Here is a 25417-nt window from a genome sequence, read left to right as displayed (position 1 = left end):
TGCTCAACAGCATAGTCTGCGCCCGCCACGGGCAGGCGGCAACCGGCCCGGATATCGACCGTGGGCCGGGGTAGTGGAATCGGGCCATTGGCCCCGGTTCTCGCAGGCCGCCGGGGCGGCTATAATGGCCGGTCCCGCACAAACCCGCGCGAACGTCGAGGGGATAACACATGGGCCAGATCCAGCACTCCAGCATGCAGGTGGACGCCGAACTCGCGGTGCCCCTGGCACGCGCGCAACTCGTGCGCTTCGACATGCACGGCCCCGTGGACAACGTGATGCAGCGCAACGACGCCTACTGGCTGGACCTGTGCCTCACCCCGCGCCCCGACAACGCCCGTGCCCGCTACTGCGACCGCTGGAGCCCCCAGCGCTTCGAACGCCTGGGCAAGGTCTTCCTGCTTCCCGCCGGCGAGACCGTGCAGGCCCGCAGCGACGGCGGCCAGCGCCAGACCTCCATCCTGTGCCACCTCAACCCCGACAACGTGCAGCAGTGGTTCGACGGCGAACTTAGCTGGACCGACCAGCGCCTGCGCGCCAGCCTGGACATTACCGAAACCAGCATCCACGGCCTGATGCTTCGCCTGGCCGAGGAACTCCGCCATCCCGGCTTCGCCAGCGAGGCGCTGGTGGAACTGATTGCCGCGCAACTAGCGATCGAACTGCGGCGCTACTGCTCCAGTATCGACGACCGCGAGGACAGCGGCGGCCTGGCGCCGTGGCGGCTGCGCTTGATCGATGAGCGGCTGCACGAGGATGGCAGCATGCCCTCGCTGGCGGAGCTGGCCGAGTTGTGCCGGATTTCGGTGCGGCAGTTGACGCGTGGGTTCCGGGCCAGCCGCGGGTGTTCGGTTGGGGATTATATTGCGCAGAATCGGTTGAGTCGGGCGCGGCAGTTGTTGGCGACGGATAAAAGTATCAAGGCGATTGCTTGTGAGTTGGGGTTTTCTTCGCCCTCTTCTTTTGGGTATGCCTTCAGGCGGGATACGGGGGAGACGCCGGGGGAGTATCGGGAGAGGGTTTTTAGTATTCGGTAGTTGGGTTGGGTGGTTGCCCGATCGTTCTTTTGGGGTTTGCCTTGGTGGTTTTTTTAGGGGGAATCCTGTCTGTTGTTTTAGGGATATGTTTGCCAAGGAGCATGGCGGGTGATTGATATCTACAGCTTTGGTCAGGTTGTCGAATCTGCAATCTGCAATCTGCAATCTGCAATCTGGGATTTGGGCTTTTTTGGACCCGTCTTTTTACTTAAGTGTTAGATGACAAAAAAGGAAAGTAGCCATGTTCTGGGATTCCGTCGTTGCTGGCCTTAAAGTGCTCACATATTGGGAAACATATGTGGCGGGCCTTGAGTACCTAGCCATTTTCTTCATCCCAATGATTGCTGTTGGTATGGTTATGCAAAAAAATGAATCGGCTGCTGGGATAGCGGGCTGTCTGAGCATGCTGTTAATGCCCGTACTTCAAGTAGCAGCGCTAGCTGTAATGATACTCACTATTGCGCCAATCATTTTCGGCTTCGCTGAAGATGCTGCATGGAGTTTTCCTTGGCAACTCATAACAATGGCTCCAGGTGCATTTTTTAAGCTTGTTGGTGTGCTCGTAGTAGCTGCTATCGTTCTTGCATTCATCCCAATATTGGGTCAGTTACAGTCATTACAAACACTTGTTCTTGGTGGCATTGCACTCATGTTTGTTCTGGGTATCCTAGATTCAATTCACCCAGGTGTAGTTAAAGGGCGCATAGATTTTATCCCCGACTTTTGGTTCTCAGTAGGGCTAATAGTAATCGGGGGCATTCTGTCATGGGTGGGTATGATGGTGGCCGCTATCATAGTTACGGCCATCGACATGGCCGAGGAAGGTCTTGGCCAATTAATCATGTTTCCTATCGCTGCAATTTTGGGTTTCATCCCGGTGTTTATGTATGGCGCATGGCTAGGCGCACAAGTTCGTGGTGGGTTCTAAAATGTCATCTAACAAGGTCATCAAATTCGCTCCCTACGGTCGCCGGACGCTCGCAAGCTCGCGCCGTTTATGGCGGCGTTAACTCAAATGAAGACGGAGTCGGAAGCAAAGTTTGAAGCGTACTGTGACGACAAATCAGTTCAATGGGAAAAAATTGAAGAGGGGCATGGCAAAAGTCCAGACTATTTCCTAACTATAGGGAGCCAGACTGTAGTTGCCGAAGTAAAGCAATTTAATCCCAACAAAGACGATATAGCTAATTATAAGAAATTTAAAGAAAAAGGATTTGTTGTCGGAGATAGTACGCCTGGTGCGAGAGTGCGTGGAAAGATCACAAGCGCCGCACCGCAAATAATAGCGCTTGCGAAAGGAAGGTTTCCGGGAGTACTAATTCTGTACAGCACTGTTCCTTTGGCAAACATACTAGATCCTTACCACATAAAGACCGCAATGTATGGCTTGGATACTATAGTTTTCTCTCGGCCTGTCTCCATGAGTAATAGGCCTGAATTGTTAGAGAGAAAATCTGGCCCGAGGAAAAAACTTACCGAAGACCACAATACAACAATTAGTGCTCTCGCTGTATTGAGCGACAGTGAGAATGGCGTTTACCTAGATATCTATCACAATGCTCATGCTGCCATTCCCCTGGCGGATGAAATATTCGGCGATCTGGGTTGTAGGCAATATCGAATAATCGAAGGTGGAATAGATGAATTCGCAGGTTGGAGCGATTGACAGAGTTAACAAGGCAGGGCTACGGACCGCTTACAGCGACCACAGCCTGCAGCGCTCTAGGCCCTGGGTGAGTTTGCAGCATGCTTGAAAATCTAGAAAAAAGAATGACTCAGTGTCGCTTATGCGCGGGCACTTTAAGCAAGTATGGCGTCGTGCCGAGACCTATTTTTAGTGGCGGTGCCGAACATCCTGTTTTCCTTTTAGGCCAAGCTCCAGGTATAACGGAGTACGAAAAAAATGCTCCGTTTCAAGGGGGCGCAGGACAATCCATAAAGGCGCTCTTCAAAACTTGTGGGTTAGACGACTTTGACAGACTGGTTTACCAAACGTCTGTGACGAAATGTTTTCCTGGTCGGCGCAAAAATTCTTCAACCGATCGCATGCCTAGTGTCGGTGAAGTCGCAAATTGCCTACCATTCCTAGAAAAACAGATGAAAATCGTTTCACCAAAATTACTCGTATGTTTGGGCGGGCTTTCGTGGAAAGCATTTCTAAAACTTAAAGAAACAGACGAGCCTGGGTATTGTTTAGCTGAAATTGGAATCACAAAACCTAGTGAAGTCAAAGTCCCTGATGTAGTTGGTCGCCAATTCAAATGGCGTTCAACTATTGTGCTGCCAATGATCCACCCTGCTGGCAGCGCCAATGGGGCCAGAGCACAATATCCAAACCACGATCGTGACTCTAAGCTTTTGTTAAAAGATCTTCTTTCCAGGGTAGGCATGCATGGCCTATAACAAGTCAATCAACTTCGCGCCTGCGGCGCTGGACCTCCGCATTGCGTGCGCCGGCCCGTTATTGAGGCGTTATACGGCACGGTGGGGCACAATCATCCGTCTTCGAATATTGGCGGATATATGCTCTTCTTGTTTGCGGTCATCCGAGCGTACTTTGAGAACATAATAGGGGCATAGGGAATTGAAGATAGTAAGTCTAAACATAATCAATTTCAGAAGCATTAAAGAGTCAAGATTACTTTTTGATGGGCATAGCCTAATATTGGGCCCCAACAATATAGGCAAAAGCACGATATGTGAGGCCATTGATCTAGTCCTTGGGCCAGATCGACTATCCCGATTCCCTCCGGTTGAGGAGTTTGACTTTTATAATGCGCAGTACCTGAAAAGCAGTGACGTTGAAGGTGAAGATTCGGAGTCGTTACCAATTAGAATCGAAGTGGTACTCACCGGATTAAGCGATAAAGTAGAAAGCCGATGTGGTCAACACTTGGAATTCTGGAGCGCTGAAGAACTTCGATGTCTTTCACCTGGTGAGCTTGCTGCGGCAAATCCACCTTCTTCTGAAAAATGCCTACGTCTTGAAACTATTGGAATCTACAATAGGGAAGAAGACGAATTTGAGGCGCAAACATATTACTCTCATAGCCCAACTGCGGAACCAGGTGAACTTGATAAAGTTGGAAAGCCAGTTAAACGATTATTTGGCTTTTTGTATCTTCGAACCCTCAGAACTGGTTCCCGAGCTCTGAGCTTGGAGCGAGGCTCTCTTCTCGACATTATCCTACGTCTGGAAGGCGCCCGTGCGGGCTTGTGGGAGAAGGCCATTGATCGTTTACGTAATCTTAATATTGAGGAAGATGCAGCCCATCTTGACCCGGTACTTACCTCGATAGAAGAGCGACTGGGAAAATATATTTCCTCTGACATAGATGGACGCGCCACTAAGCTCTACGTTTCACAGCTGACAAGAGAACATCTTCGAAAAACAATGGCGTTTTTCTTGTCTATGTCCAAGGATCAATCCCCAGTTCCTTTTCAACAGGTTGGAACGGGAACGTTAAATGTTTTAGTGCTTGCTTTGCTGTCATTCATAGCTGAACTAAAACCGAGTTCAGTGATTTTTGCCATGGAGGAGCCCGAAATTGCTCTTCCTCCTCATACTCAGCGCAGAATAGCGGACTATTTACTGCGAAATACTAGTCAAGCTTTTGTGACATCGCATTCTCCTTTTGTCATTGAGCGATTTGAGCCCAGTCAAACACTGCTGTTAAAGCGTGACGAAGAGGCTTGTGTTTCTTGTATGAAGATATCGGATGCGAGCGGTCTAAAAAGTAAAGACTTTCAGCGCTACGCTCGAAGAGGGCTATCGGAGTGTATGTTAGGCAAAGGCGCGATTGTTGTTGAGGGATTAACAGAGTTTCATTCGCTTCCTGTCGCAGCCAGAATAATGGAAGAAAGCAACCCGGATTTGCAGCCGCTAGATATAGCAGGCGTCGTATTCTTTGATGCTGAAACTGAAAGCAATATGTCAAAATTTGGTAGATTTTTTAAGGATCTCGGATTAACAACATTTTCTTTTTATGACTATATCGAGCGTAAGCAGGAAAAGAAACAAGAACTAATAGATGCTTTTGATGTGGACTTTGAACATCCTCATGCGGGGTTTGAAGCACTTATCGTCAACGAAGTATGCCTTGATAGACAGTGGGATTTCATGAACGACTTGCGTGAATCGGGCGACTGCGGTGGCTTTCAAATTCCTGAAGAAAGGCCTGTTGATGATGATCTAAAGAAGCTTGTGAAATCGGCTCTAAAAAGTAGCAAAGGAACTGGTTGGGCTGCCAGATTGCTTGAGGGTTGCTCCGCCGATGAACTTCCTCAAACCGTAGTAGAATTTCTACACAAAGTGTATGAGTTGTTCCCTAATGTGTCGAGTGCTGACCATGAACCTGGTGAAGTAGATGAGGCGGATTTACTTTGAGTCAGAACGAGGGCTTGGAAATTTGCCAGCTTCGTCAAAGTCTTTTGAATTGCTCCGGTCATGCGTTAGTGATTGGTGGCCCTGGTAGTGGCAAAACGACAATTGCACTAAAGAAAGCAATTGCTCGAATCACTTCGGGGATGGAAGATTGGCAATCTGTATTATTCCTTAGCTTTTCTAGAGCTGCTGTTGCGCGCGTTGGTGAGGCCATGCGGCAGCAAGTTCCAAAAGAGCAACGGACTATGCTGAGTATGCAAACGTTCCATTCCTTTTTTTGGTCGCTAATTTCCACGCATGGATATCTCATTGGCGCCCCAAAGAAAATAAAAATACTCCTGCCTTCAGACGAAAAAATCCATTATGGTTCGATCAAAAAGAAGGATCGAAATGAAAATAATCCAGATTGGGTGAGTTGGCTCAATGAGCGTCAGCGACTGTTCTTGGAAGATGGCCTGATTGCGTTTGATCTTTTTTCAGGGAATGCGTTGGGTCTAATTGAAAGAAGCGAGCACATAAGAGATCTTGTTTCAAAGAAGTATCCACTTATCATTGTGGATGAAGCTCAAGATACCGGGCCAGAAGCTTGGAAATGTATCGAATTCTTATCAAGAAACAGCCAGATTATTTGCTTGGCCGATTTGGAACAACAAATATTTGACCACCTTCCCGGTGTGGGTCCAGAAAGAATACTGGCAATAAAGGCTGCTTTAAATCCCCTTGAGATTGATTTAGGAACTCAGAACCATCGAAGTTCAGGAACTGAGATTGCTGTGTTTGGTCAGGATATCCTTTTAGGAAACGTAAGAGGAGCACCCTACGCTGGAATCTCATCTTTATCTTATAACCCTAAGACTCGGGGTCAAAATATTGTTCTCAGAATGTCCCTTGGTATGTTGCATCGCACCATCCGCAAATCTACAGGATCATACGCGAGAAGCATTGCAATACTGACGCATTCTGGAGCATCAGCGGCAAGAATTTCAGCAGCTTTAAATTCTGAGGAAAAACCAGTACGACACAGTCTTGCTTTTGACGAAGCTGAGGCGATATTAAACGCCAGATTCGCCGCTTTTCTATTGGAACCAAAATTAGAGTCCAGTCGACTGAGTGATTTAGCTTGTGCGCTAGAGTTGTTAGCGTCAGCAAAAAAGGCAGCGGGACGGGCATCGGCCACTAAGTGGCTAGCGTGGGCTGCAAAAGTTAAGTCGGGTAAAGTTTCCAATGCCGGCTTTGTTCAAAATGTGCTCGGTCTTATAGATTCCATGAGATCTAATAGCTTGGAGGGAGATCCAGCGAAGGACTGGAATTTCGTTAAAAGAGAGCTTCGTAAGACACAAGATAAGGATTTGATTGAGGTCGCTCGAAATTTAGACTATTTGGTTGCCTTTAACCGGGGGCGCCGTATAAGCGCCGGCCTAGGGAGCGTATGGATGCGGGATGGTCAGTACACTAACGCAAGAGAAGTGCTTGATACAGCATTGGCACAAGATCAGATCTTAAACGGAGTTGATGACCCGCCGGGCATCCAAGTAATGACGATCCATAAATCCAAAGGTAAGCAATTTGATGGTGTTATTGTTGTACGAGAGGGGCGGCACAACGGACAAACACTTGAGTCTTCTTTCGTCTGGTGGGGTGATACACCCCCTTACCGACGAAGCCGGAAAATATTACGTGTTGCGGTTACTAGAGCGAAATATCACACGTTAATACTTGAACCTGTATTCCCACAGTGCCCAATTATCGGCCCTCATCGTCTTTAATCGACAAAGCGTAGAATGGAGTAACGCGTTTGGACAAATTGTATGATTAGATTCAGATGCAGGCACCGTATAACAAGGCGCTGCTGTCTGACAAATTTTGCGCTCCGCTCCAAATTTGCCGCAGAGCGCGGCGTTAAGCATACTCCGATGAATACGTGCGTAGAATTCACATCCGATATCTTTCGACCCGTTCTTTCTGAAGATGCTCAAGTCAGTCCACAAGTCTACGGTGCAGAACTGGCGTGGTGGCTCTGCCAGGAACTGGCCAAGATTGGTATAGAGACTACCTATCCGAATATCGAAGATTGGGGCTGGTTTATCGAGTACGTTGTTGAGGACAACGAGTATTGGCGTTGCTGTGGAAACGATCCAGACGGCGTAGACCGGCGGCGCATTTATCTCTCTCCAAGAGCCAAGGGTATCTTTGGCCGGAACAAGGCTCCTACTGAGGCCGCGTCCGCGCTTCTTGAGGGTGTCGCGTCGGTGCTGGAGGAAAATCAGTCGATATCTGGCATCACGTGGAGCGCGGATTATGCTTAGCGAGTCAATGCAGCAAGGGCGCTTCACGCGGGAGCCGCTCACACGCCGCAGCCTTAGGCGTGATGTACCTTGAGGATTGGACGCCAAATTTTATGGGCTGAAGGAATCATTCTTCTAGTTCCTCTATGCGTTCTCTCCGTACTTATTGCGGTCCCGAGTGCAGGGCTGATTTTCACCACTATTGGAGAGTCCGGCGTATTTCTGTTCATTGCCCTGCCCTTTCTGGTTTGTATGGCATCGTTATCCTCGGTATCTGTGAGTTTGGTCCGATATTTGAAGACGGGGTCTGCGGCCCTCAAGAGGCCTGATTGGGTAGGATTCATTCTTTTATATAGCGTATCAGTATTGATTGTATTGTTCGGCGCAGGCGAGGTGGTTTTTGGGGGGAGTAGGGGGTGGGAGCAGTCCATTGTCCGATTTTTGCCTCATTCAGAGCTTTCCGGGCTGTTTGCGCTCGGAGCGCCTGCTGTAGTACCAGCGGTCCATGTTGGCTATCTTTACTACGAGGCAAATCGATGAATTCGTGTCTTTGTGATGCCGCAGGAGCGAACCGCTATTGCCCCCGCATGTAGCGGTCGTACCTCCGTTCCGCCGCGTTTCGCCTCTACTGAGGCCGGCATGTGCGGAGCTTGCATCGCGCATGAGTGTCGGCGGCACGCTTGAGGACACCCTTCGGCTGCCGCTATACAAATAGATATCTGGAATCGTTTTAGCAGTTGGCTCTCATGGAGTCCCTGCTGGAAACGCAACATACGATGGAAGCTCAATGCCAGTTTCGTACAAGAAGAGTGTAGTGGTCGTAACCGGGGCGTCTACAGGCCTGGGCCGAGCCATAGCTTCTGGCGCCGCCAACACTGGCGCGCTCGCGGTAGTCATCAACTACGCCAACAACCCCGCCCCTGCAGAACAAACCGCAGAAATGGTTCGCTCCGCCGGCGCCGAAGCAATAGTCGTCCAGGGTAACGTAGCCGAAGAGGACGACTGCCAGAAAATCATCGCCTCTGCCCAACCCTACGGTCGAATCGACGCCCTGTTCAACAACGCCGGTGTAGCCCGCGACGGCGACTTCAACTCCTACACCGCCGAAGACTTCCTCTACGACTATCGCGTAAATGTCATCGGCGCATTCCAGATGGCCAGGGCAGCGCGTCCGCTGCTTGAAGCCTCGGACCGTGCCGCCATCGTCAACACGGCCTCTGTGGCAGGGCTCTCCGGTATCGGCACCTCACCCTCCTACACTGCCTCCAAGGCCGGCATGATCGCACTTGGCCAGTGGCTGGCGCGTGAGATGGGGCCGCGCATCCGCGTCAATAACATCTGCCCCGGGTTCATCGATACGGAGTGGTTCCAGAAGCAGGCGCCGCCCGGTGGTATCGAGAAGATGCGCGAGCGCGTCAGTCAGTCCGGCACGCTGCAGCGAGTCGCGGTTGCCGAGGATGTTGCGGATGTGGCTTTGTTCCTCGGGTCACCGGCGGCCCGTCATATGACGGGAGAATCCTTGAAGGTTAGCGGGTGAATATCCTCGTTCCACAGAGCGTGAAAGCTGAGTATTTTGTTCTTAATGTGTGCGTATGGATATTCTTGGTAAATCCGGTAGTCTCTTCCCATTGAGTACTCTCAGATTTCTCGGATTTCTACTATGCGCATGCCTCTTGCTCTTTTGTGTTTCCGAGGCCTGGCGCTCAATTGAAGACGGCGCGCCGATTGAAACACACAACATGGTGGGCATGATTCTAATGGCCTGCTATTTTGGCTTCTATGGTGTTACGGGTCACAGTTCCATTGTTCGCTACCTGCGTGTCAAGCGGCGAGACAGTGACGATGAGAACCCGGGATGACTGATGAGTTCAGTTAACTCTCTCTTCCCGAAAGCTGTCGCTATATCCCTTGTGATTGCGTCCTGTGGCGTTACAGCAGACGAAAGCTGGCTGCCAGGTATCTGGGAATTCGACCACGAGAAGACACTCGCTGAACTGGAGAGCACAGAAGGCGCTCCGGAACATCTGGTGGCTTGCTACAGAGACGGCCCCTGCGGAAGAAACGTGAAGTTCAGGTTGACCCAGGAAACCAGGGAAAACCTTTGGTCGAATGGTAATGTGGCCGGTCCATACGCCATGGAGGTCGTTTATTCTCACCAGCAGGGTCCGCTATTCGTGATGGAGGTCTACGAAGTGGATGACAATTCCATCGACCGCTTTTACTTCCTGGACGCTGACCACGTCTATGGATTTGCTACCTTTGGTGGATTCGTTTGGAAGGAATATTTGAAGCGCGCTTCCCAGTGACAGAACTTCGCGGTAGGCATCGCTTTTCATGCCGTAACGAGGTGTCACGTTCAGGATTGCTGCCGAGTTTCCATGCTTAAGAAAATCATCGGAAATCCCTTGCTGCTCGCCCTTACTGGCTGGTTGTTGATTCCGCTTATGTATCTTGCGTTTGGTGTTCTGTTCGCGCTGGGTCTGCCGAAGGTGGTAGTAGCGACAATCGCACTCCCGATCGGTCTGATTGGCTTCCTGGCCTGGATTGCCGCTGTCGTTACGGGAATCTACAAACTTGTTTGTTGGAAGCAGGTTCTGGTGTCGGTGTTGGCGCTAGTGGCAGTTGTTCCCCCGCTGGCTCTCATTGTAAGAGTCTACCAGATGGTGCCCTCCGTTTAGCGATGCGAGCGGTTGGTGGACAGAGTAGCACCTCTGTTCTTTCTCTGGGCTAGAGTCGGGGTGGGCGAAACCGGGGTCAGAGTCGTGACTCTGACCCCTCTCCAGTTCAGGAGCCTGACCCGCGGGGTTGTGAATGCTGTAGACTGTTGCCGCCCCACTCCAACCCACCAGGACCCCAAACCCCATGAGCGGCAGAAGCCTGATATTCGCCATCCTGTTGATCCTCCTGGCAGGCGCCGCCGGCCTCCTGCGCCGGGAGCTATACGCCCTCGAGCACGTGTCCACGGACCAACTCCTGGGCGCCGTCACCTTTCTCTGCGTGCTGCCTCTCGGCCAACTGGTCCTTTTCCTCCCCGGACTGGTGGTGGGCTTTTTGCAGCGGAACGTCAGCCTGGCCGTGGTGTTCCTCGCGGGCCTGGCCGGATATTTCCCCTACCAGTACCTGGCCAGTGAGATTCTCAGTTCCAACCTGGTGGACCTCGCCGCGCAGGCGTTGGCCTATGCGGTAGCTATCGTCGTCGCGTGCCTGGCCGGTGCCCGGCTGTCGCGTGGGTGAGGGTCAGCCCCTTCCCTGCCCCATCAACACCTTGAGCTCGAGGTTTTCGGATTCCTTGCACAGGTATTTGACCACGCAGTTGCGGCCGCGCTGTTTCGCTTCGTAGAGTGATTTGTCTGCGCATACCAGTAACTCGTCCGGGTTGCGGCAAAGCCCGACATACCCCGCCAGCCCGAAGCTGCAGGTCACCCGGAATGCATTCCCGTGCACACAGAACTCTAGCTCTGAAATCTCCCTGCATACACGCTCCATAAGCCCCTCGACATCGTCCGCGCTGCTCTCCGGGCAGAGGATGCAGAATTCGTCCCCGCCGATGCGCGCGACGAGGTCGGACTGGCGCACGGAGCCAAGCAGCAACCTGGATACGGCCTTGAGCACCTCGTCACCCGCTGCGTGGCCGTGGGTATCGTTGATCTCCTTGAAATTGTCGACGTCGATAATCACCAGTGACATCGGGTGCTGGTAGCGGCCGGCGCGGTGGAATTCACTCTCCAGCCGGGCGGAGAACTCGCGGCGGTTCTTCAGGCCGGTGAGCGGATCTTCGATGGCGAGCCGCTCCATTTGCTCCTTGGCCTCGCGCAGTTCTTCGAACTGCTTTTGCTCTGCCTCGCGAAGCTCCATGAGATCCAGTTTTGCCTTGGCCATTTCGCCAAACACCTGTGCCAGCCCAGAAAGGAATTCGACAATTTTGCGGATGTCCTCTTCCTTGAAGACTGGCACACGCGACAGGGCATCCATGTACGGAATCAGTTCAAAGCCGAGTTCCTCGCCCTGCTTCCTGAAGTAGTCCTCGTTGGGCGCCTCGAAGAAAAACTGGCCGGTAAAGAAATTCGCCACGTGCTCGCCGTCCACGTGGATAGGCACGGCGATGTCCACGAGGCCGTTTTTGCAGTGGTACACGTTGTAGTTGCTGCCGGCGGCAAGCTGGCCTGCGAGGCAGGTGTCGCTCTCCGTGCAGCGCTTGGCGGAAACCTCGTTGACCCGGTGGAAGCGAGTACAGATATCCTGCCAGCCGGTTTTTACGTGGACGTTGCCCTCGAGGTCCAGCAGTGCCGTCACTACCCCGTTGGTTTTGGTGTAGCGCTCGCACAACTCGGTGAGTTTGGGGATGTCGAAAACCTCCTCAAATGCATGATTCACGATCAGTCTCCAGGGTGGTGGCGAGGCAGGGGCGATGTCGGGGAGATTCCCGGGCGGGGACCTGGATGCTGCCGTCACGCCGCCGGCCAGATACGCACCGGGTTCCTGAGGGTGAGCGCGGGCCGTGCAATACGTGATTCAGCCGTTCTACATGCATGTCAGAGTTCCCGAAAGAATGTTTCAGGGGTGTGGCCCCCTGTTCCCATTCGACAGTCATGGTTGCCCCAATGGCCCGCTTGCGGCGGTGCCAAATGGTTTCGTATTCAGAGGTATCGGCCCCGGAAATGGCGACTTTATGGTGAGGGCGGAAATCACGCGGGCTGGGGATGGCCGCGCATCGGGTCGCTGTCGGGGATGACGTGTGCGCATCGCCCTTGAAACACGGGGAACCAGGCCCATCTACTGTTGTGAGTGTTCACGAACCGGCGCTCAGCGGGCGGCATGACCGCACCTATTCTCTGTTCAGGAAACGCTAATGTGAGCACTCACCAACTGGCACAGCTCAATATCGCCCGGCTGTCCGCTCCGCTGGACTCCCCCCAACTGATTGATTTCGTTGTGAATCTCGACCGCATCAATGCCCTGGCGGATACCTCGCCCGGTTTTGTCTGGCGCTTGCAGACCGAAGAAGGGGACGCCACCGGCATCGATCACTTCGGTGCCGACTACATCGCCAACCTCTCGGTCTGGGAGTCGATCGACGCCCTGCACGACTACGTGTACCGCTCCGCCCACGTGGAAATCCTGCGTCGCAAGAAGGAGTGGTTCCAGAAGATGCCGGAGTCGCACATGGTGCTGTGGTGGGTGCCCGCCGGGCATACGCCCTCCATCGAGGAGGCGGGTGAGCGGCTGACCCTGATGCGTGAGCAGGGTCCTGGCCCGCAGGCGTTCACTTTCAAGAAGGCGTTTCCCCCGCCCGGCGAATAGTCTGCCGACCGCGTGGCAGTTCCCTATAATCAGGCGCGGGGCTATCGCCGTGTTCTCCGCGGCAGACGACTGGTTCCAATCTCCTGGCAAGAACAGGCAGCAGCGACGGTTGCCGCTGTCGCGGGTGCCTTGGGCAGGCTCCGCATCCGCATTTCAGAGACAACACAATGATCGACCTGGCAGCAACCTTCATCACGTTCTTCGCGGTCGTGGACCCGATAGGTACCGTACCGGTCTTTATTGCCGTCACCGCCCAGTTCGAAGACTCCGTCCGCCGCCGCATCGCATTGACCGCGACGCTCGCTGCCGCCGGCATACTGCTGTTCTTCGTGGTGGCAGGCGAGCTGATTCTTACCGCGATGTCCATCCCGCTTCCCGCGTTCCAGATCGCGGGCGGCATCGTCCTGTTCATCTTTGCCCTGCAGATGATCTTCGGCGACAGCAAGCCGGACGAGGAGATTCGCCTGGTCAACAAGCAGCAGGAGACGGCGATATTCCCGCTCGCCGTGCCGTCCATCGCCAGCCCTGGCGCCATGCTGGCCGCCGTGCTGCTCACTGAAAATTCCAAGTTCAGCCTGGCCGAGCAGGCGCAGACCTTTCTCGTGTTGCTGGCGGTGCTGCTGGTGGCCTACGTGTTGATGCTGCTCTCCGGCGCCATCAACCGAATGATCGGCCGCAGCGGTGCCAGCGTGGTCAGCCGGGTCATGGGTTTGATCCTGTCGTCCATCGCGGTGGCCAATTTCCTGGCGGGCATCGAGTTGTACTTCGGGATCAGCCACTAGCAAGCTCCCCGCGCTCTCCGGCACCCGAGTTCCCCGCCCCGGCGAATTCTGATCTAAGCTCTCCCCATCCGGCGTTTGGCGCGGGGCGTCCAGGCGAGCGCCGGGGTTTGTCCGCCCGCCACACCTCACGGCCAACACATAATAAGAGGCTCACCCATGGCCAGCATGGAAGACTACCTGGCGCGCGCGTCACAGCGCGTCGGTCTGGGCGATTTCGGCGACGACGCGTATCAGGAAGGCCTGCAATGCCTGCTCGCCGCGGCGCAGAGCGAGGCGCGGCTCTCCGCCGCCGGCCAGGCCGCCTTCGACGAAATGATCATCCGCGCGCTGGTCAACCGGCTGGAACTGGAGGACTGGTACCAGCGTCACCCGGAAATCGACGAGGGCGAAATCCGCCGCCCGCTGATCGGCCTCGGCCTGCCGCGCACCGGCTCGACGGTGTTCTCCAACATGGTCGCCATGGACCCGGCGGTGCGGTTCCTGCGTTCCTGGGAGGGGCCGAAGCCCTGCCCCCCGCCGGTGCGCGGCGAGGAAGACAGCGACTCCCGCGTGCAGGAGATGGCGCGCAACATGGAACAGAGCTACCGCGAAAATCCCAACCTGCAAAAAATGCTGCCGTCCTCGCCAACTTCGGCCCTGGAGTGCGGCATCATCATGGGCTACGACTTCAAGTCCAACTTCTACTCGGCCATGTTTCATGTGCCCAGCTATTCGCGCTGGCTGGTGGAGGAGGCGGACATGGTGTCCGCCTACCGCTACCTCAAGCGCACCCTGAAACTGCTGCAGTGGCGCTGCCCGCCCGACCGCTGGCGCCTGAAAAGCCCCCCGCACAGCATGTTCATCGAGGCGCTGGACGAGGTGTTCCCGGATGCGGTGTTCTGGATGACGCACCGGGACATCCGCAGGGTCATCCCCTCGGTGGCGGACCTTTACTACGAACACGCCCGGCGTTTTTCCGACCACCTTGATAAACACTACCTGGGGCGGTTCAACACCGAATTCTGGGAGCAGGCCCTGCATCGCATGCTCGCGTTTCGCGAGCGCGGCAACGATGCGCGTTTCTTCGACGCGTATTTCGACGACATCCAGCAGGATCCCTTCGCGACGCTCGAGCGACTGTACGCGTTCCTGGGCGAGGAGTTCACCGCTGAAACCCGCGACAGGATAGTGCAGTGGCGCCGGGAAACTCCGCGGGGCAAGCACGGCGAGCACACCTACGATGCCGCGGACTACGGCATCGAACTCGGTGCGCTGGGAGAACGCTTCGCATTTTACAGCGAGCGGTTCGGTCTCGGCGGCGGTTGATGTGTAACTCGTGCTGGTCTGCGACTAGCTAATTGTTGCGGCTTTGCGGATCAGCAGGGCCGCCCGGGAGGCGCCGGTACGCCGGCCGATCGCGACCGGTTGCGCCGGGTGCGAATTGGATAGATCCACAAACTCACAGGTAGGTGCGATGCACATCAACCAGGACTTCACCGGCGGCCTGGCCCCGGAAGACGACTATTTTCTCCCGGAGCCGCCGCCCTACGAGTGGGTGCGCGAGGGCGCGTCCATGTGGCTGTTCGAGGAAAGCGGGGAGTTCGCCCTGCCGAGAATGGGCATCGAGGCCGAACCCTGGAGCTGGGAAAACCGGCGGACCAATGCCGGGGCCGCCTTCGCCGATGGGCGCATTCTCTCCAGCGCCGGCCTGGAACCCATGGTGAGCACGCTGGACGCGTCGGGTACGCCCAGCATCCTCGGTGCCGGACCTTTGAGCTTCCAGTGCCTGCAGCCGTTTCGCCGCTGGCGTGTCGCCTACGACGGCACGATGGCGGAGACACACGTCGATGAGCAACTCGCGCGGCAACTGAACACCGCGGCGCAGGTGCCCGTGCAGTACGACATCGAACTGGAGATGGCCACCCCGGCCTTCGTGCAGGACACCCGCCCGGAAGTCTTCTTCAAACTGGGCAAGGGTGAACAGCGCGACGGCCTGTCCGTCGGCCTCGGCTGGCGCCTGGAGCAGATGATGCGCGGGCAGGGTACGGTGACGGTCGACGGAGCGCAGCGGGAGATCAACGTTGTCGGCATGCGCGTCAAGCGCCGGAGCATCCGCACCGACGGCCTGTTCCTGCGCGGGCACTGCTGGCAGGGCGCCGTATTCCCGGACGGCAGCGCCTTTGGCTACCTCGCCTACCCCGTGCACGACGATGGCGAGCAGCCCTGGAACCATGGCTTTGTCTATGTGGACGGGAAGATGCACGCGGCGAAGGCAGTCGTCATCCCCTGGCTGAAAGACTTCGTGGCGCGCGGCGACGACGTGGCGCTTGAGCTGGAATCCGAACTTGGCATTACGCGCATTGAAGGCAGCACGATTCTCTCCACCTTCAGGCTCTCCAACCCGGACATCTGGGGCCTCAACCTGCACCAGGGCGGCGCCGTGTACCGCTGGAACGGCCAGCAGGCGGTGGGCATGATTGAGCGCTCGTCGGTCAGCGCGCCCTGACTGGATAGCGCAGCAGAAGCTTGCGCGTAGAAGGCGCTGACAAGTGGAGGGCGTTCAGATCTCGCGCTTGAGCAGCCCGGAGATGCGCTGCGCCGCTTCCTCGACCCAGCCGCGCTGCCAGGCATACTGCGCCGTCTTGATCCCCAGCCAGTAGCCCGCGTAGGCGAAGAACAGCAATTGCCAGGCGTCGCGCGAGTCCGCCAGCCAGTAGGCGGGCCAGGCAATCGCCGTGACAAAGTTCATGATCGCGTTCACGAAAAACTCGATCGCCAGGCCAACCACCGCGCCCAGGCGCAGGTCGATCACCAGTTCGGCCAGCCCGGCGAGGAAACGGAAAACGTCGACAAGCTCGATCACCAGCAGCGTATACAGCGCGACCAGCCCGTAAAAGCCGCCGCCGAAGCGCAGCCACTTGCCCAGCGCCGGATCCACCTTGTTGCTGTTGTTCTTGTCCTTCTGGGATTTTTTCAGGGCGTCCAGGCTGCCCTGGAGTTCCTTGACGCTGGTACCCGTCAGCCAACCGCGGTGCAGGGCCCAGGAGACCAGTAGCAGGGACAGCAGGAACAGGGGGAGGCCGGCGATGAGCAGGGCGGTGAGGATGTCGAGTAGTGTCATCCGGCTAGTGTAAGTGACGCGACTGCCAATGGGCACGCCCGTTGATAATATCCCGGCTAATTTATCCGCCTGCACTATAGTTCTGGACAGCTTCACCAACCCCTGAACTTTCGGAGATGCAGATGAAAAGACTGTTCCTGATAGCGCTCGCGAGCCTGGCCATCGCCGGCTGCAGTTCCACCTACCAGCATTCAGACACCGTGGCGCTCAGTGGGAAACTCGACCCGTCCAGGGGCGTTCTGGTCGCTGTGCCTGAAGACGGAAAGTTCGAGGGCGACACCTATGCCAACTCCGGCCAGATGACCGCCGACGCCATCCGGACGGCCTTCGCCGGTAACGCCGTTCGCGCGGATATCGCCACCCACTGTCGCGGCGAGTCCTGCCTTTCCGGCATCGACACGGCGAAGTACGGCTATCTGGTTACGCCGTCGATCCAGCACTGGGAGGAGCGCGCCACCGAGTGGTCGGGCAAGCCGGACCGCATCACGATACAGGTCGTGGTCTTCGATACCGCCAGCGGCAAGCAGGTCTCCAACTCTACCTATTCCGGTAAGAGCAAGTGGGCCAGCTTCGGCGGCGACCACCCGCAGGACCTGCTGCCGGAGCCGACAGCGGCCTACGTGACCGGCTTATACAAGTAATTCCGACTAGCGCCCGCGGGTTTTTTTGCTCGCGGGCGGCTTCTTGCCCTTGTGCGCGGACAGGTTGGGCTTGCCCTTGCGGGCTTTCCGGTCCGGGCCCTTGTCCACACCGTCACCGACCCGACTGATCTGCAAGCGCTGCCCGCTCACCCACACGTTCTTCAGGTGCTGGAACAACTCCCGCGGCATGCCCTCGGGCAGTTCCACGGTGCTGTGGTCGTCGAAGATGTCGATGTGGCCGATGTACTGCGCATCGATGTCCGCCTCGTTGGCGATGGCGCCGACGATGTTGCCCGGCTTCACGCCGTGGTCGTGGCCCACCTCGATACGAAAACGCTCCATACCGTGGGCCGGGGTGGCATTGTCCTTGCGCGGGCGCTTGCCTTTATTGCTGTCGCGATCGTCGTAGCGTTTCTCGCCGCGATTGCTTTCACGACTGCTTTCGCGCGGACCGCGCTCACCGTCGTGTGATGCAGCGGAAAAACCCGTATCCGCCCCGGCCTTCTGCTCACCCTTGCCCGGCACTGCCTTGTCACCCTGCGCCAGGATCGCCAGCGCGGCGGCGATGTCCAGCACTGGCACGCCGTGCTCCTGCTGGTAGCCGCTCACCAGTTCGCGCATGGTGTCGATGTCGCGGGTTGCCAGCACCTCGGTGATGCGCTGGCGGAAGCGCTCGGCGCGCTTGTCCGCTACCTGTTCGGTGCTCGGCAGGGTCATCGGCTCGATAGGCTGGCCGGTGGCGCGTTCGATGGCGCGCAGCAGGCGGCGCTCGCGGTTGGCGGCGAACAGGATCGCCTCGCCGCGGCGCCCGGCGCGGCCGGTGCGGCCGATGCGGTGCACGTAGGCTTCCACATCGTAGGGAATGTCGTAGTTGATCACGTGGCTGATGCGCTCGACGTCCAGGCCGCGAGCGGCGACGTCGGTGGCGACCAGGATATCCAGTTGCCCGCGCTTGAGCTGGTCCACGGTTTTTTCGCGCTGCTTTTGCGCCACGTCACCGTTGAGTGCCGCGGCCACGTAGCCGCGCGCCGCCAGCTTGTCTGCCAGTTCCGTGGTCGCCAGCCGCGTGCGCACGAAAATAATGATGCCGTCGGTGTCTTCTGTTTCCAGGATGCGGGTGAGGGCGTCCAGCTTGTGCACGCCGGCCATCATCCAGACACGCTGGTGGATGTTCTCGTTGGTCACCGAGCGGGTCTCGATGGTCACCTGCTCGGGCTCGCGCAGGTGCTGCAGCGCAATGCGGCGGATAGCGTCGGGCATGGTGGCGGAGAACAGGGCGATCTGGCGCTCGGGCGGTGTCTGGGTGAGCACCCACTCCACGTCGTCGATAAAGCCCATGCGCAGCATTTCGTCGGCTTCGTCGAGCACCAGCAGTTGCAGGGTGTCCAGCTTGAGGGAGCCGCGGCGCATGTGGTCCATCACCCGGCCCGGGGTGCCGACGATCACATGCACACCGCGTTCGAGCTGGCGCAGCTGCCCGCGGTAGTCGGAACCGCCGTACAGCGGCAGGATGCGAAAGCCCGGCATGTAGTGCGCGTACTTCTGGAAGGCCTCGGCCACCTGGATCGCCAGCTCGCGGGTGGGTGCGAGTACCAGCACCTGCGGCACATTGCGCGCAAGGTCAAGCCGCGCCAGTGCGGGCAGGGCAAAAGCGGCGGTCTTGCCGGTGCCGGTCTGGGCCTGGCCGACGAGGTCCGAGCCGCGCAGCAGCACGGGGATGGTCCGCGCCTGGATGGCGGAGGGGGTTTCATAACCGACGTCCCGCAGGCCCTGTTGCAGGGGCTCGGGAAGCGCGAGGTCGGCGAAGCTGGTCGCGTCGTTGGGAGCGGACATGGGGAGGCCTGCGGGGGTCTGCGGCGAAGGGGGCGGCAAGTATACAGGTGGGCCGCAGGGCTGCAATGGGAATAATACGTTGCCGCTGGGGGCAAGGCGGGGGACCTGGCCCGGCATGTATTTGTAATATAAATGCTAATCATTCTTATTTACATAAAGTCGGCAATTCTTTACAGTCGTTAGCTTCAACCCACATCCACCACAGGCGTAGTAACGATGTACAAGAAAAACCCCCTGACTCAAGCGATGGCCCCGGGGAAGGGCCTGACCGGTGTGGCCCTCGGAGCCAACGCCCTGATGCTGGCGTTTGCCGCCAGTGCAGCCAGTGCACAGGAGCCCGCGGAGCAGTGCGATCCCGCTGACAGTGCCCAGCAGTGTGCGGCGTCCGACGAGGGGCAGGTCGCCCGGGCCAAGCCGGGTTCGATCGAGATCGTGGAGGTCTACGGCGTGTCCGGTTCCAATTACCGCGCCAGTCGTTCGGGGGATATGCGCCAGTTGTCGGACCTCGCCGGCACGCCGCAGACCATGAGCATCCTTACCCAGACCCAGATCCTGGACTCCGGCAAGAGCGACCTGAAGGAAATCCTCAGCTCCCAGGCCGGCGTCACGCTGGGTACGGGCGAGAACGGCAACGCCTTCGGCGACCGCTACGTGATTCGCGGCCACGAGGCGCGCAGCGACGTCTTCGTCGACGGTATCCGCGACCCGGGCATGACCACGCGTGAAAGCTTCGCGGCGGAGCAGATCGAGATCACCAAGGGACCGAGCTCCACTTTTGCCGGCCGCGGCTCCTCCGGCGGCGCGGTCAACACCATTACCAAGGCGGCCAACCCGAACGAGAGCTTCAGCATCGTGGACGCCTCGGTGGGTACCGACGACTACTACCGCGTCACCCTGGACAGCAACCTGCAGATCAACGAGGACTTTGCCCTGCGCTTCAACGGCCTGGGCGCCTCCGAGGAGATCCCCGACCGCGACGGACTGGAGCGCGAACGACTCGGTGCGCTGCTTTCCGGCTACGCCAATATCAACGACCGCTGGAACGCCATCGCGGACGTGTACTACCTCGAGGCGGACGACGTGCCTGACCTCGGTTCCTACTTCGACCGCGAAGTACGCAAGCCGGTGGAAGACATCCCCGTCTACGCCCAGGACAACGACTTCCTCGACACCGAGGCGCTGTCCACGACCCTGCGCCTGAACGGCGAGCTCAGCGACAACTGGCGCCTGGCGGCTGCGGTGCGCTACGGCACCACCGATAACGGCTATATCACCACCGGCTTGCGCGGCACCACGCGCGACGAGAGCGACCCGGTGGCGCCCGGCGCGCCGACCATGTCGCTCTCCACCCACCAGGGTTGGCAGGAGATCGAGTACGGCGTCGCCCAGGCAAACCTGTTCTGGGATACCGCGCTGGTCGGCCAGGAGAGCCGCTTCGTGTTCGGTACCGAGTACATGACCGAAGAGGTGGATAACGGCGTATACGACTACGAGGCGACCGGCGAGACCAACTGTGTGGTCGGCGGCCGCTTCGGCGCCAGCGAGTCCTACTGCATCATCGACGCTGCGGGCAATGTGGTCGACGATCCGCGCGGCCTGATGCAGCGTCGTTTCAGCCGCGGTGAGCGCGATGCGGAGTATGAGATCGATACGATTTCCGCCTACGTCATGAACACCACGCAGTTGGGTGACAACTGGGAGGTCTTCCTCGGCCTGCGCGTGGATTCCTACGACTACAGTAATGACATCAATGGGCGTTCGGGCGAGCTGTACTACGAATTCTCCGACACGCTGACCAACGGCCATATCGGCCTGGTGCGCAAGCTGGGTGATTCCGGCAATGTCTACGCGACCTACAGTACCGCGACCAACATTAATGGCGGCGAATCCGACGTCGGCGGCAGCTGTGGTTATGGCGGCCTGTGCGGTACGCCGGAGCAGGCGGAAAACGCGGACCCGGAAAGCGTCGAGAACATCGAACTGGGTACCAAGTGGCAGCTGTTCGACGAGCGCCTGCTGGCGACTGCCGCGGTGTTCCGTATCACCAAGAGCGACGTGATGGAAAGCGTCGGCGACAGCTACAGTCAGCTGGGCACGTTGAACACGGGCAAGAACCGGGTCGAGGGGGTGGAGATCTCCCTGACTGGTGCTATCACCGATACGCTTAGCATCCAGCTCAGCGCGGCGTTGATGGACTCGGAGGTGATCGACTCCTTCAACCCGGAGAACGAGGGCCTGGCGCTGAGCAACTTCGCCGACGACAGCCTCTACGCATTGCTGCGCTGGGAGCCCAACGAGCGCTGGGCCTTTGGCGGCGCCTACACCTACCAGAGCGAGATGTACGGCGGCCAGCCGGACTCCGCGGCGGGTTTCGACCCGGAACTGGGTGACTACAGCATCGTGGTGCCGGACTACGGCGTGTTCGACCTGTTCGTGAACTACAACTTCTCGGACCAGCTGAACTTCCGCCTCAACGTGAACAACGTGACCGACGAGGAGTACTGGACGGCGGCGTATCGCTCTGGCAGCTTTATGTACCTGGGCGACGCACGCAGCGCGCGTCTGTCACTGGTCTACGAGTTCAATTAAGCGATGGTAGTTATCGAGCAGCTGCTGAGTGCGCAGGAGGTGGGCGATTTTCGCGCCCGCCTCGCCGACGCGCCCTGGCAGGACGGCTGCCGCACTGCCGAGGGCATGGCGGCGGACGTCAAGAACAACGGCCAGGCCGACCCGGCGGATGCCGGCGTTCGCGCCCTGGCCAATGCCCTGCTGGCGCGCCTGGGCCAGAACCCGCGGTTCACCGCCGCCGCCCTGCCGCAGCGCATCTTCCCCCCCTGTTTCAACCGCTATGGCGAGGGCGAAACCTACGGTTTTCACGTGGATGCGGCGATCATGCGCATTCCCGGTACGCAGGACGTGTTGCGCAGCGACGTCTCCGGCACCGTGTTCCTCAGCGATCCGGATGAATACGACGGCGGCGAACTGGTCATCCAGACGCACTACGGCGAACAGGCCCTGAAGCTCCCGGCGGGCAGCATGGTGGTGTATCCCTCCAGCAGCCTGCACCGGGTCACCCCGGTCACCCGCGGGCAGCGCCTGGCCGCCATCACCTGGCTGCAGAGCATGGTCCCCGGCGCCGAAACCCGCGCCACCCTGTTCGAGCTGGACCTGGCCATCCAGTCCCTGCTGGCCGCCGGCACCGCCACCCGCGAGCAACTCGACGCCCTGCACCACGTGTACCACAACCTCATCCGCCAGCACGCCCAACTCTGAAAAAGTGGGGTCAGATACGCCTTTAAATGATGTGCCGTTTGCTGCAATCGGTGACAGGCGCATCATTTAAAGTCGTATCTGACCCCACTTTCTTGGGCTGAGCCCGGTTTCTGCGGCTACTTTTTGTTAAGCTGGGTCAGGCAGGGGTCTCCGGTTGTGATTGCCCGTTGATGCCTGTCTGGCCGATGCCGGCCGCCATTCCCAACAATAATTTGATGATGCCCCGCTCCCGTTCGCCCTTGTCGCTGTATCGCCAAAGGAGGAGCCACTGCGCATGAACCAAATTTCGATAGCACCATCTGCCATCCCATCCACGGAACACCCGTTGGACGCCGCGGAACTGGAACAACTCGACGCCTACTGGCGCGCCTGCAATTACCTCGCGGCGGGAATGATCTACCTGATCGACAACCCGCTGCTGAAGGAACCGCTCGCGCCGGAACACATCAAGCAGCGCCTGCTCGGCCACTGGGGCGCCAGCCCCGGGCTCTCGTTCATGTACGTGCACCTGAACCGCATCATTCGCAAGCTCGGGCAACAGGCGATCTTCCTCGCCGGCCCCGGGCACGGCGCACCGGGGGTGCTGGCGCCGCTGTACCTGGAGGGCACCTACTCCGAGGTGTACCCGGACAAGAGCGAGGACGAGGAGGGCATGCGCCGCTTCTTCAAGCAGTTCTCCTTCCCCGGCGGCATCGGCAGCCATTGCACCCCGGAAACCCCCGGCTCGATCCACGAGGGCGGTGAACTGGGCTACAGCATCTCCCACGCCTTCGGCGCGGCCTTCGACAACCCGGACCTGCTGGTGGCGGTCGCGGTGGGCGACGGCGAATCCGAAACCGGACCGCTGGCGACGGCCTGGCACTCGAACAAATTCCTCAACCCGGCGCGCGACGGCGCGGTGCTGCCGATCCTTCACCTGAACGGCTACAAGATCAACAACCCGACGATACTCTCGCGCATCTCCCACGAGGAACTCGAGCAACTGTTCCGCGGCTACGGCTGGACGCCGTATTTCGTCGAGGGCGACGACCCGCAGCACATGCATCGGGCCATGGCCGCCACCCTGGACGCCTGCGTCGCACGCATCCACGAGATCCAGGCCCAGGCGCGCAGCGGCAGCGAGCCGGTGAGCAGGGCGCGCTGGCCGATGATCGTGCTGCGCTCGCCCAAGGGCTGGACCGGCCCGGCCGAGGTGGGCGGCAACCCGGTGGCGGGCACCTGGCGCGCCCACCAGGTGCCGCTGGCCGGCGTGCGCGAAAACCCCGAGCACCTGCAGCAGCTGGAAGCCTGGCTGCGCAGTTACCGGCCCGAGACCCTGTTCGACGACGATGGCAGGCTGGTCGAGCAACTGCGTGCGCTGTCTCCCCAGGGCAACCTGCGCATGGGTTCCAACCCCGCGGCCAATGGCGGATTGCTACGCCGCGACCTGCGCATGCCGGACTTCCGCGAGTACGCGGTGGATGTCGCGCAAGCGGCCGCACACAAGGCCTGGAATACCCGTCCGCTGGGAGAACTGCTGCGCGAGGTCATGGCGCGCAACGGCGAGAACTTCCGCGTGTTCGGCCCGGACGAAAACACCTCGAACAAACTGGACGCCATCTACGCGGCGAGCAGGAAGCTGTGGCTGGCGGACTACCTGCCCGAGGACGACCTGGGCGGGGAGCTTTCCCCCGACGGGCGGGTCATGGAAATGTTGTCCGAGCACACCCTCGAAGGCTGGTACGAGGGCTACATCCTCACCGGCCGACACGGCTTTTTCTCCACCTACGAAGCCTTCGTCCACGTCATCGATTCCATGTACAACCAGCACGCCAAGTGGCTGGCGATCTGCAACGAGATTCCCTGGCGCGCCCCCATCGCCTCGCTCAATATGCTGATTACCTCCACGGTATGGCGGCAGGACCACAACGGCTTCACTCACCAGGACCCGGGCTTCCTCGACGTGGTGGTCAACAAGAACCCGGAGGTCACGCGCATCTACCTGCCGCCGGACGCCAATTGCCTGCTGGTCACCGCGGACCGCTGCCTGCGCAGCCGCAACAACATCAACGTCATCGTCTCCGACAAGCAGCAGCACCTCCAGTACCTAAACATGGACGCGGCGATCAAACACTGCGCCAAGGGCGTGGGCATCTGGGACTGGGCCAGCAACGACCAGGGCTGCGAACCGGACGTGGTGATGGTCGGCTGCGGCGACATTCCCACCCAGGAGGCGCTGGCGGCGACGGCGATGCTGCGCGAGCACTTCCCGGACCTCAAGGTGCGCTTCATCAACGTCATCAACCTGTTCAGCCTGCAGCCGGAAGGCGAGCACCCGCAGGGCCTGTCGGACCGGGATTTCGATTCCCTGTTCACCCTGGACAAGCCGATTATCTTCAACTTCCACGGCTACCCCTGGTTGATCCACCGCCTGGCCTACCGGCGCACGAATCACGGCCAACTGCATGTGCGCGGCTACAAGGAAAAAGGCAACATCAACACGCCGCTGGAACTGGCCATCAACAACGAGATCGACCGTTTCAGCCTGGTGATCGACGTGATCAACCGCGTGCCCCACCTGAAGGTTGCCGGCGCCCACGTAAAGGAGAAGATGCGCGACCTGCAGAGCGAGTGTCGCGCCTACGCCTACCAGCACGGCATCGACCTGCCCGAGGTGCGCGACTGGACCTGGCCGGGGTGAGGGGCGGGGTAAAATTTGGAGTGAGTGCCGGGTAGGACACCCGCTCCCCGCGCGCTGTCGCTACGCCAGCCGTCCGGCTGGCGTTTTTCGCTGTGTGGGCT

General features: G+C 58.4%; 22 protein-coding genes and 1 pseudogene. 20 read left to right on the top strand and 3 right to left on the bottom strand.

Annotated features, from left to right (window positions below):
• Nucleotides 1-170 precede the first annotated feature (170 nt).
• The 12 genes and pseudogenes from E4634_RS19885 (at nucleotide 171) to E4634_RS19835 (ending at nucleotide 10940) form a co-directional block, all read left to right on the top strand.
• Nucleotides 171-1037: a helix-turn-helix transcriptional regulator gene (locus E4634_RS19885; protein ID WP_206046963.1), complete on the top strand. Its 867-nt coding sequence runs from the start codon at nucleotides 171-173 to the stop codon at nucleotides 1035-1037.
• 241 nt (nucleotides 1038-1278) lie between these two features.
• Entirely contained in the window at nucleotides 1279-1965 is a 687-nt protein-coding gene (locus E4634_RS19880) for a hypothetical protein (protein ID WP_135446428.1), read from the top strand.
• An 87-nt stretch (nucleotides 1966-2052) separates the two neighbouring features.
• Nucleotides 2053-2703 carry a hypothetical protein gene (locus E4634_RS19875; protein WP_135446427.1) on the top strand — a complete coding sequence of 217 codons (651 nt, stop codon included), beginning with the start codon at nucleotides 2053-2055 and terminating at the stop codon, nucleotides 2701-2703.
• 80 nt (nucleotides 2704-2783) lie between these two features.
• The gene (locus tag E4634_RS19870; RefSeq protein ID WP_135446426.1) at nucleotides 2784-3440 is read left to right on the top strand and encodes a uracil-DNA glycosylase; all 657 of its coding nucleotides are present in this window, start codon (nucleotides 2784-2786) and stop codon (nucleotides 3438-3440) included.
• Between the two features lie 181 nt (nucleotides 3441-3621).
• A pseudogene (locus E4634_RS22155) lies at nucleotides 3622-3885 on the top strand (AAA family ATPase); the annotation flags it as partial.
• Between the two features lie 45 nt (nucleotides 3886-3930).
• Nucleotides 3931-5424, top strand: a complete 1494-nt coding sequence (locus E4634_RS19865) for an ATP-dependent nuclease (protein ID WP_434783511.1) — start codon at nucleotides 3931-3933, stop codon at nucleotides 5422-5424.
• On the top strand, nucleotides 5421-7187 hold the full coding sequence (locus tag E4634_RS19860; RefSeq protein ID WP_206046962.1) for a UvrD-helicase domain-containing protein: 1767 nt from the start codon (nucleotides 5421-5423) through the stop codon (nucleotides 7185-7187). Before E4634_RS19865 ends, E4634_RS19860 begins: the two co-directional genes overlap by 4 nt.
• Nucleotides 7188-7334: 147 nt before the next feature.
• Nucleotides 7335-7727 (top strand): hypothetical protein, encoded by a 393-nt coding sequence (locus E4634_RS19855; protein ID WP_135446424.1) that lies wholly within the window; start codon nucleotides 7335-7337, stop codon nucleotides 7725-7727.
• A 766-nt stretch (nucleotides 7728-8493) separates the two neighbouring features.
• On the top strand, nucleotides 8494-9243 hold the full coding sequence (locus E4634_RS19850) for an SDR family NAD(P)-dependent oxidoreductase (protein WP_135446423.1): 750 nt from the start codon (nucleotides 8494-8496) through the stop codon (nucleotides 9241-9243).
• A gap of 325 nt (nucleotides 9244-9568) precedes the next feature.
• Nucleotides 9569-10012: a hypothetical protein gene (locus E4634_RS19845; RefSeq protein ID WP_135446422.1), complete on the top strand. Its 444-nt coding sequence runs from the start codon at nucleotides 9569-9571 to the stop codon at nucleotides 10010-10012.
• 72 nt (nucleotides 10013-10084) lie between these two features.
• A complete protein-coding gene (locus E4634_RS19840) occupies nucleotides 10085-10384 on the top strand; it encodes a hypothetical protein (protein WP_135446421.1) in 300 nt (99 codons plus the stop codon).
• A 184-nt stretch (nucleotides 10385-10568) separates the two neighbouring features.
• On the top strand, nucleotides 10569-10940 hold the full coding sequence (locus E4634_RS19835) for a hypothetical protein (protein ID WP_135446420.1): 372 nt from the start codon (nucleotides 10569-10571) through the stop codon (nucleotides 10938-10940).
• Between the two features lie 3 nt (nucleotides 10941-10943).
• Here the strand turns inward: E4634_RS19835 and E4634_RS19830 are convergent, their stop codons facing one another.
• The gene (locus E4634_RS19830; protein WP_135446419.1) at nucleotides 10944-12080 is read right to left on the bottom strand and encodes a GGDEF domain-containing protein; all 1137 of its coding nucleotides are present in this window, start codon (nucleotides 12078-12080) and stop codon (nucleotides 10944-10946) included.
• Nucleotides 12081-12557: 477 nt separating this feature from the next.
• On the opposite strand from E4634_RS19830, the gene E4634_RS19825 reads away from it, so the two are divergent.
• The 4 genes from E4634_RS19825 (at nucleotide 12558) to E4634_RS19810 (ending at nucleotide 16274) form a co-directional block, all read left to right on the top strand.
• A complete protein-coding gene (locus E4634_RS19825; RefSeq protein ID WP_135446418.1) occupies nucleotides 12558-13007 on the top strand; it encodes a DUF3291 domain-containing protein in 450 nt (149 codons plus the stop codon).
• Between the two features lie 167 nt (nucleotides 13008-13174).
• Nucleotides 13175-13789: a MarC family protein gene (locus tag E4634_RS19820; protein WP_135446417.1), complete on the top strand. Its 615-nt coding sequence runs from the start codon at nucleotides 13175-13177 to the stop codon at nucleotides 13787-13789.
• Nucleotides 13790-13945: 156 nt separating this feature from the next.
• Nucleotides 13946-15094, top strand: coding sequence for a sulfotransferase family protein (locus E4634_RS19815; RefSeq protein ID WP_135446416.1), 1149 nt, complete (start codon nucleotides 13946-13948; stop codon nucleotides 15092-15094).
• 148 nt (nucleotides 15095-15242) lie between these two features.
• Nucleotides 15243-16274, top strand: coding sequence for a DUF7064 domain-containing protein (locus E4634_RS19810; RefSeq protein ID WP_135446415.1), 1032 nt, complete (start codon nucleotides 15243-15245; stop codon nucleotides 16272-16274).
• Nucleotides 16275-16328: 54 nt separating this feature from the next.
• Here the strand turns inward: E4634_RS19810 and E4634_RS19805 are convergent, their stop codons facing one another.
• Nucleotides 16329-16889, bottom strand: coding sequence for a hypothetical protein (locus E4634_RS19805; protein ID WP_135446414.1), 561 nt, complete (start codon nucleotides 16887-16889; stop codon nucleotides 16329-16331).
• Between the two features lie 122 nt (nucleotides 16890-17011).
• On the opposite strand from E4634_RS19805, the gene E4634_RS19800 reads away from it, so the two are divergent.
• On the top strand, nucleotides 17012-17530 hold the full coding sequence (locus tag E4634_RS19800; RefSeq protein ID WP_135446413.1) for a DUF4823 domain-containing protein: 519 nt from the start codon (nucleotides 17012-17014) through the stop codon (nucleotides 17528-17530).
• 6 nt (nucleotides 17531-17536) lie between these two features.
• On the opposite strand, the gene E4634_RS19795 is transcribed toward E4634_RS19800, so the two are convergent.
• On the bottom strand, nucleotides 17537-19363 hold the full coding sequence (locus E4634_RS19795) for a DEAD/DEAH box helicase (RefSeq protein WP_135446412.1): 1827 nt from the start codon (nucleotides 19361-19363) through the stop codon (nucleotides 17537-17539).
• A gap of 216 nt (nucleotides 19364-19579) precedes the next feature.
• Between E4634_RS19795 and E4634_RS19790 the strand changes: the two genes are divergently transcribed.
• The 3 genes from E4634_RS19790 to E4634_RS19780 all read left to right on the top strand — a co-directional run bounded on the left by E4634_RS19790 (nucleotide 19580) and on the right by E4634_RS19780 (nucleotide 25316).
• Nucleotides 19580-21952 (top strand): TonB-dependent receptor, encoded by a 2373-nt coding sequence (locus E4634_RS19790; RefSeq protein WP_206046960.1) that lies wholly within the window; start codon nucleotides 19580-19582, stop codon nucleotides 21950-21952.
• 3 nt (nucleotides 21953-21955) lie between these two features.
• Nucleotides 21956-22636, top strand: coding sequence for a Fe2+-dependent dioxygenase (locus E4634_RS19785; protein ID WP_135446411.1), 681 nt, complete (start codon nucleotides 21956-21958; stop codon nucleotides 22634-22636).
• A gap of 274 nt (nucleotides 22637-22910) precedes the next feature.
• Nucleotides 22911-25316 (top strand): phosphoketolase family protein, encoded by a 2406-nt coding sequence (locus E4634_RS19780; RefSeq protein WP_135446410.1) that lies wholly within the window; start codon nucleotides 22911-22913, stop codon nucleotides 25314-25316.
• Nucleotides 25317-25417 lie beyond the last annotated feature (101 nt).

Origin of the sequence: Mangrovimicrobium sediminis (assembly GCF_004745945.1) — a bacterium.
Classification (GTDB): domain Bacteria; phylum Pseudomonadota; class Gammaproteobacteria; order Pseudomonadales; family Halieaceae; genus Mangrovimicrobium; species Mangrovimicrobium sediminis.
This window is presented reverse-complemented; position numbering and strand designations above follow the sequence as displayed.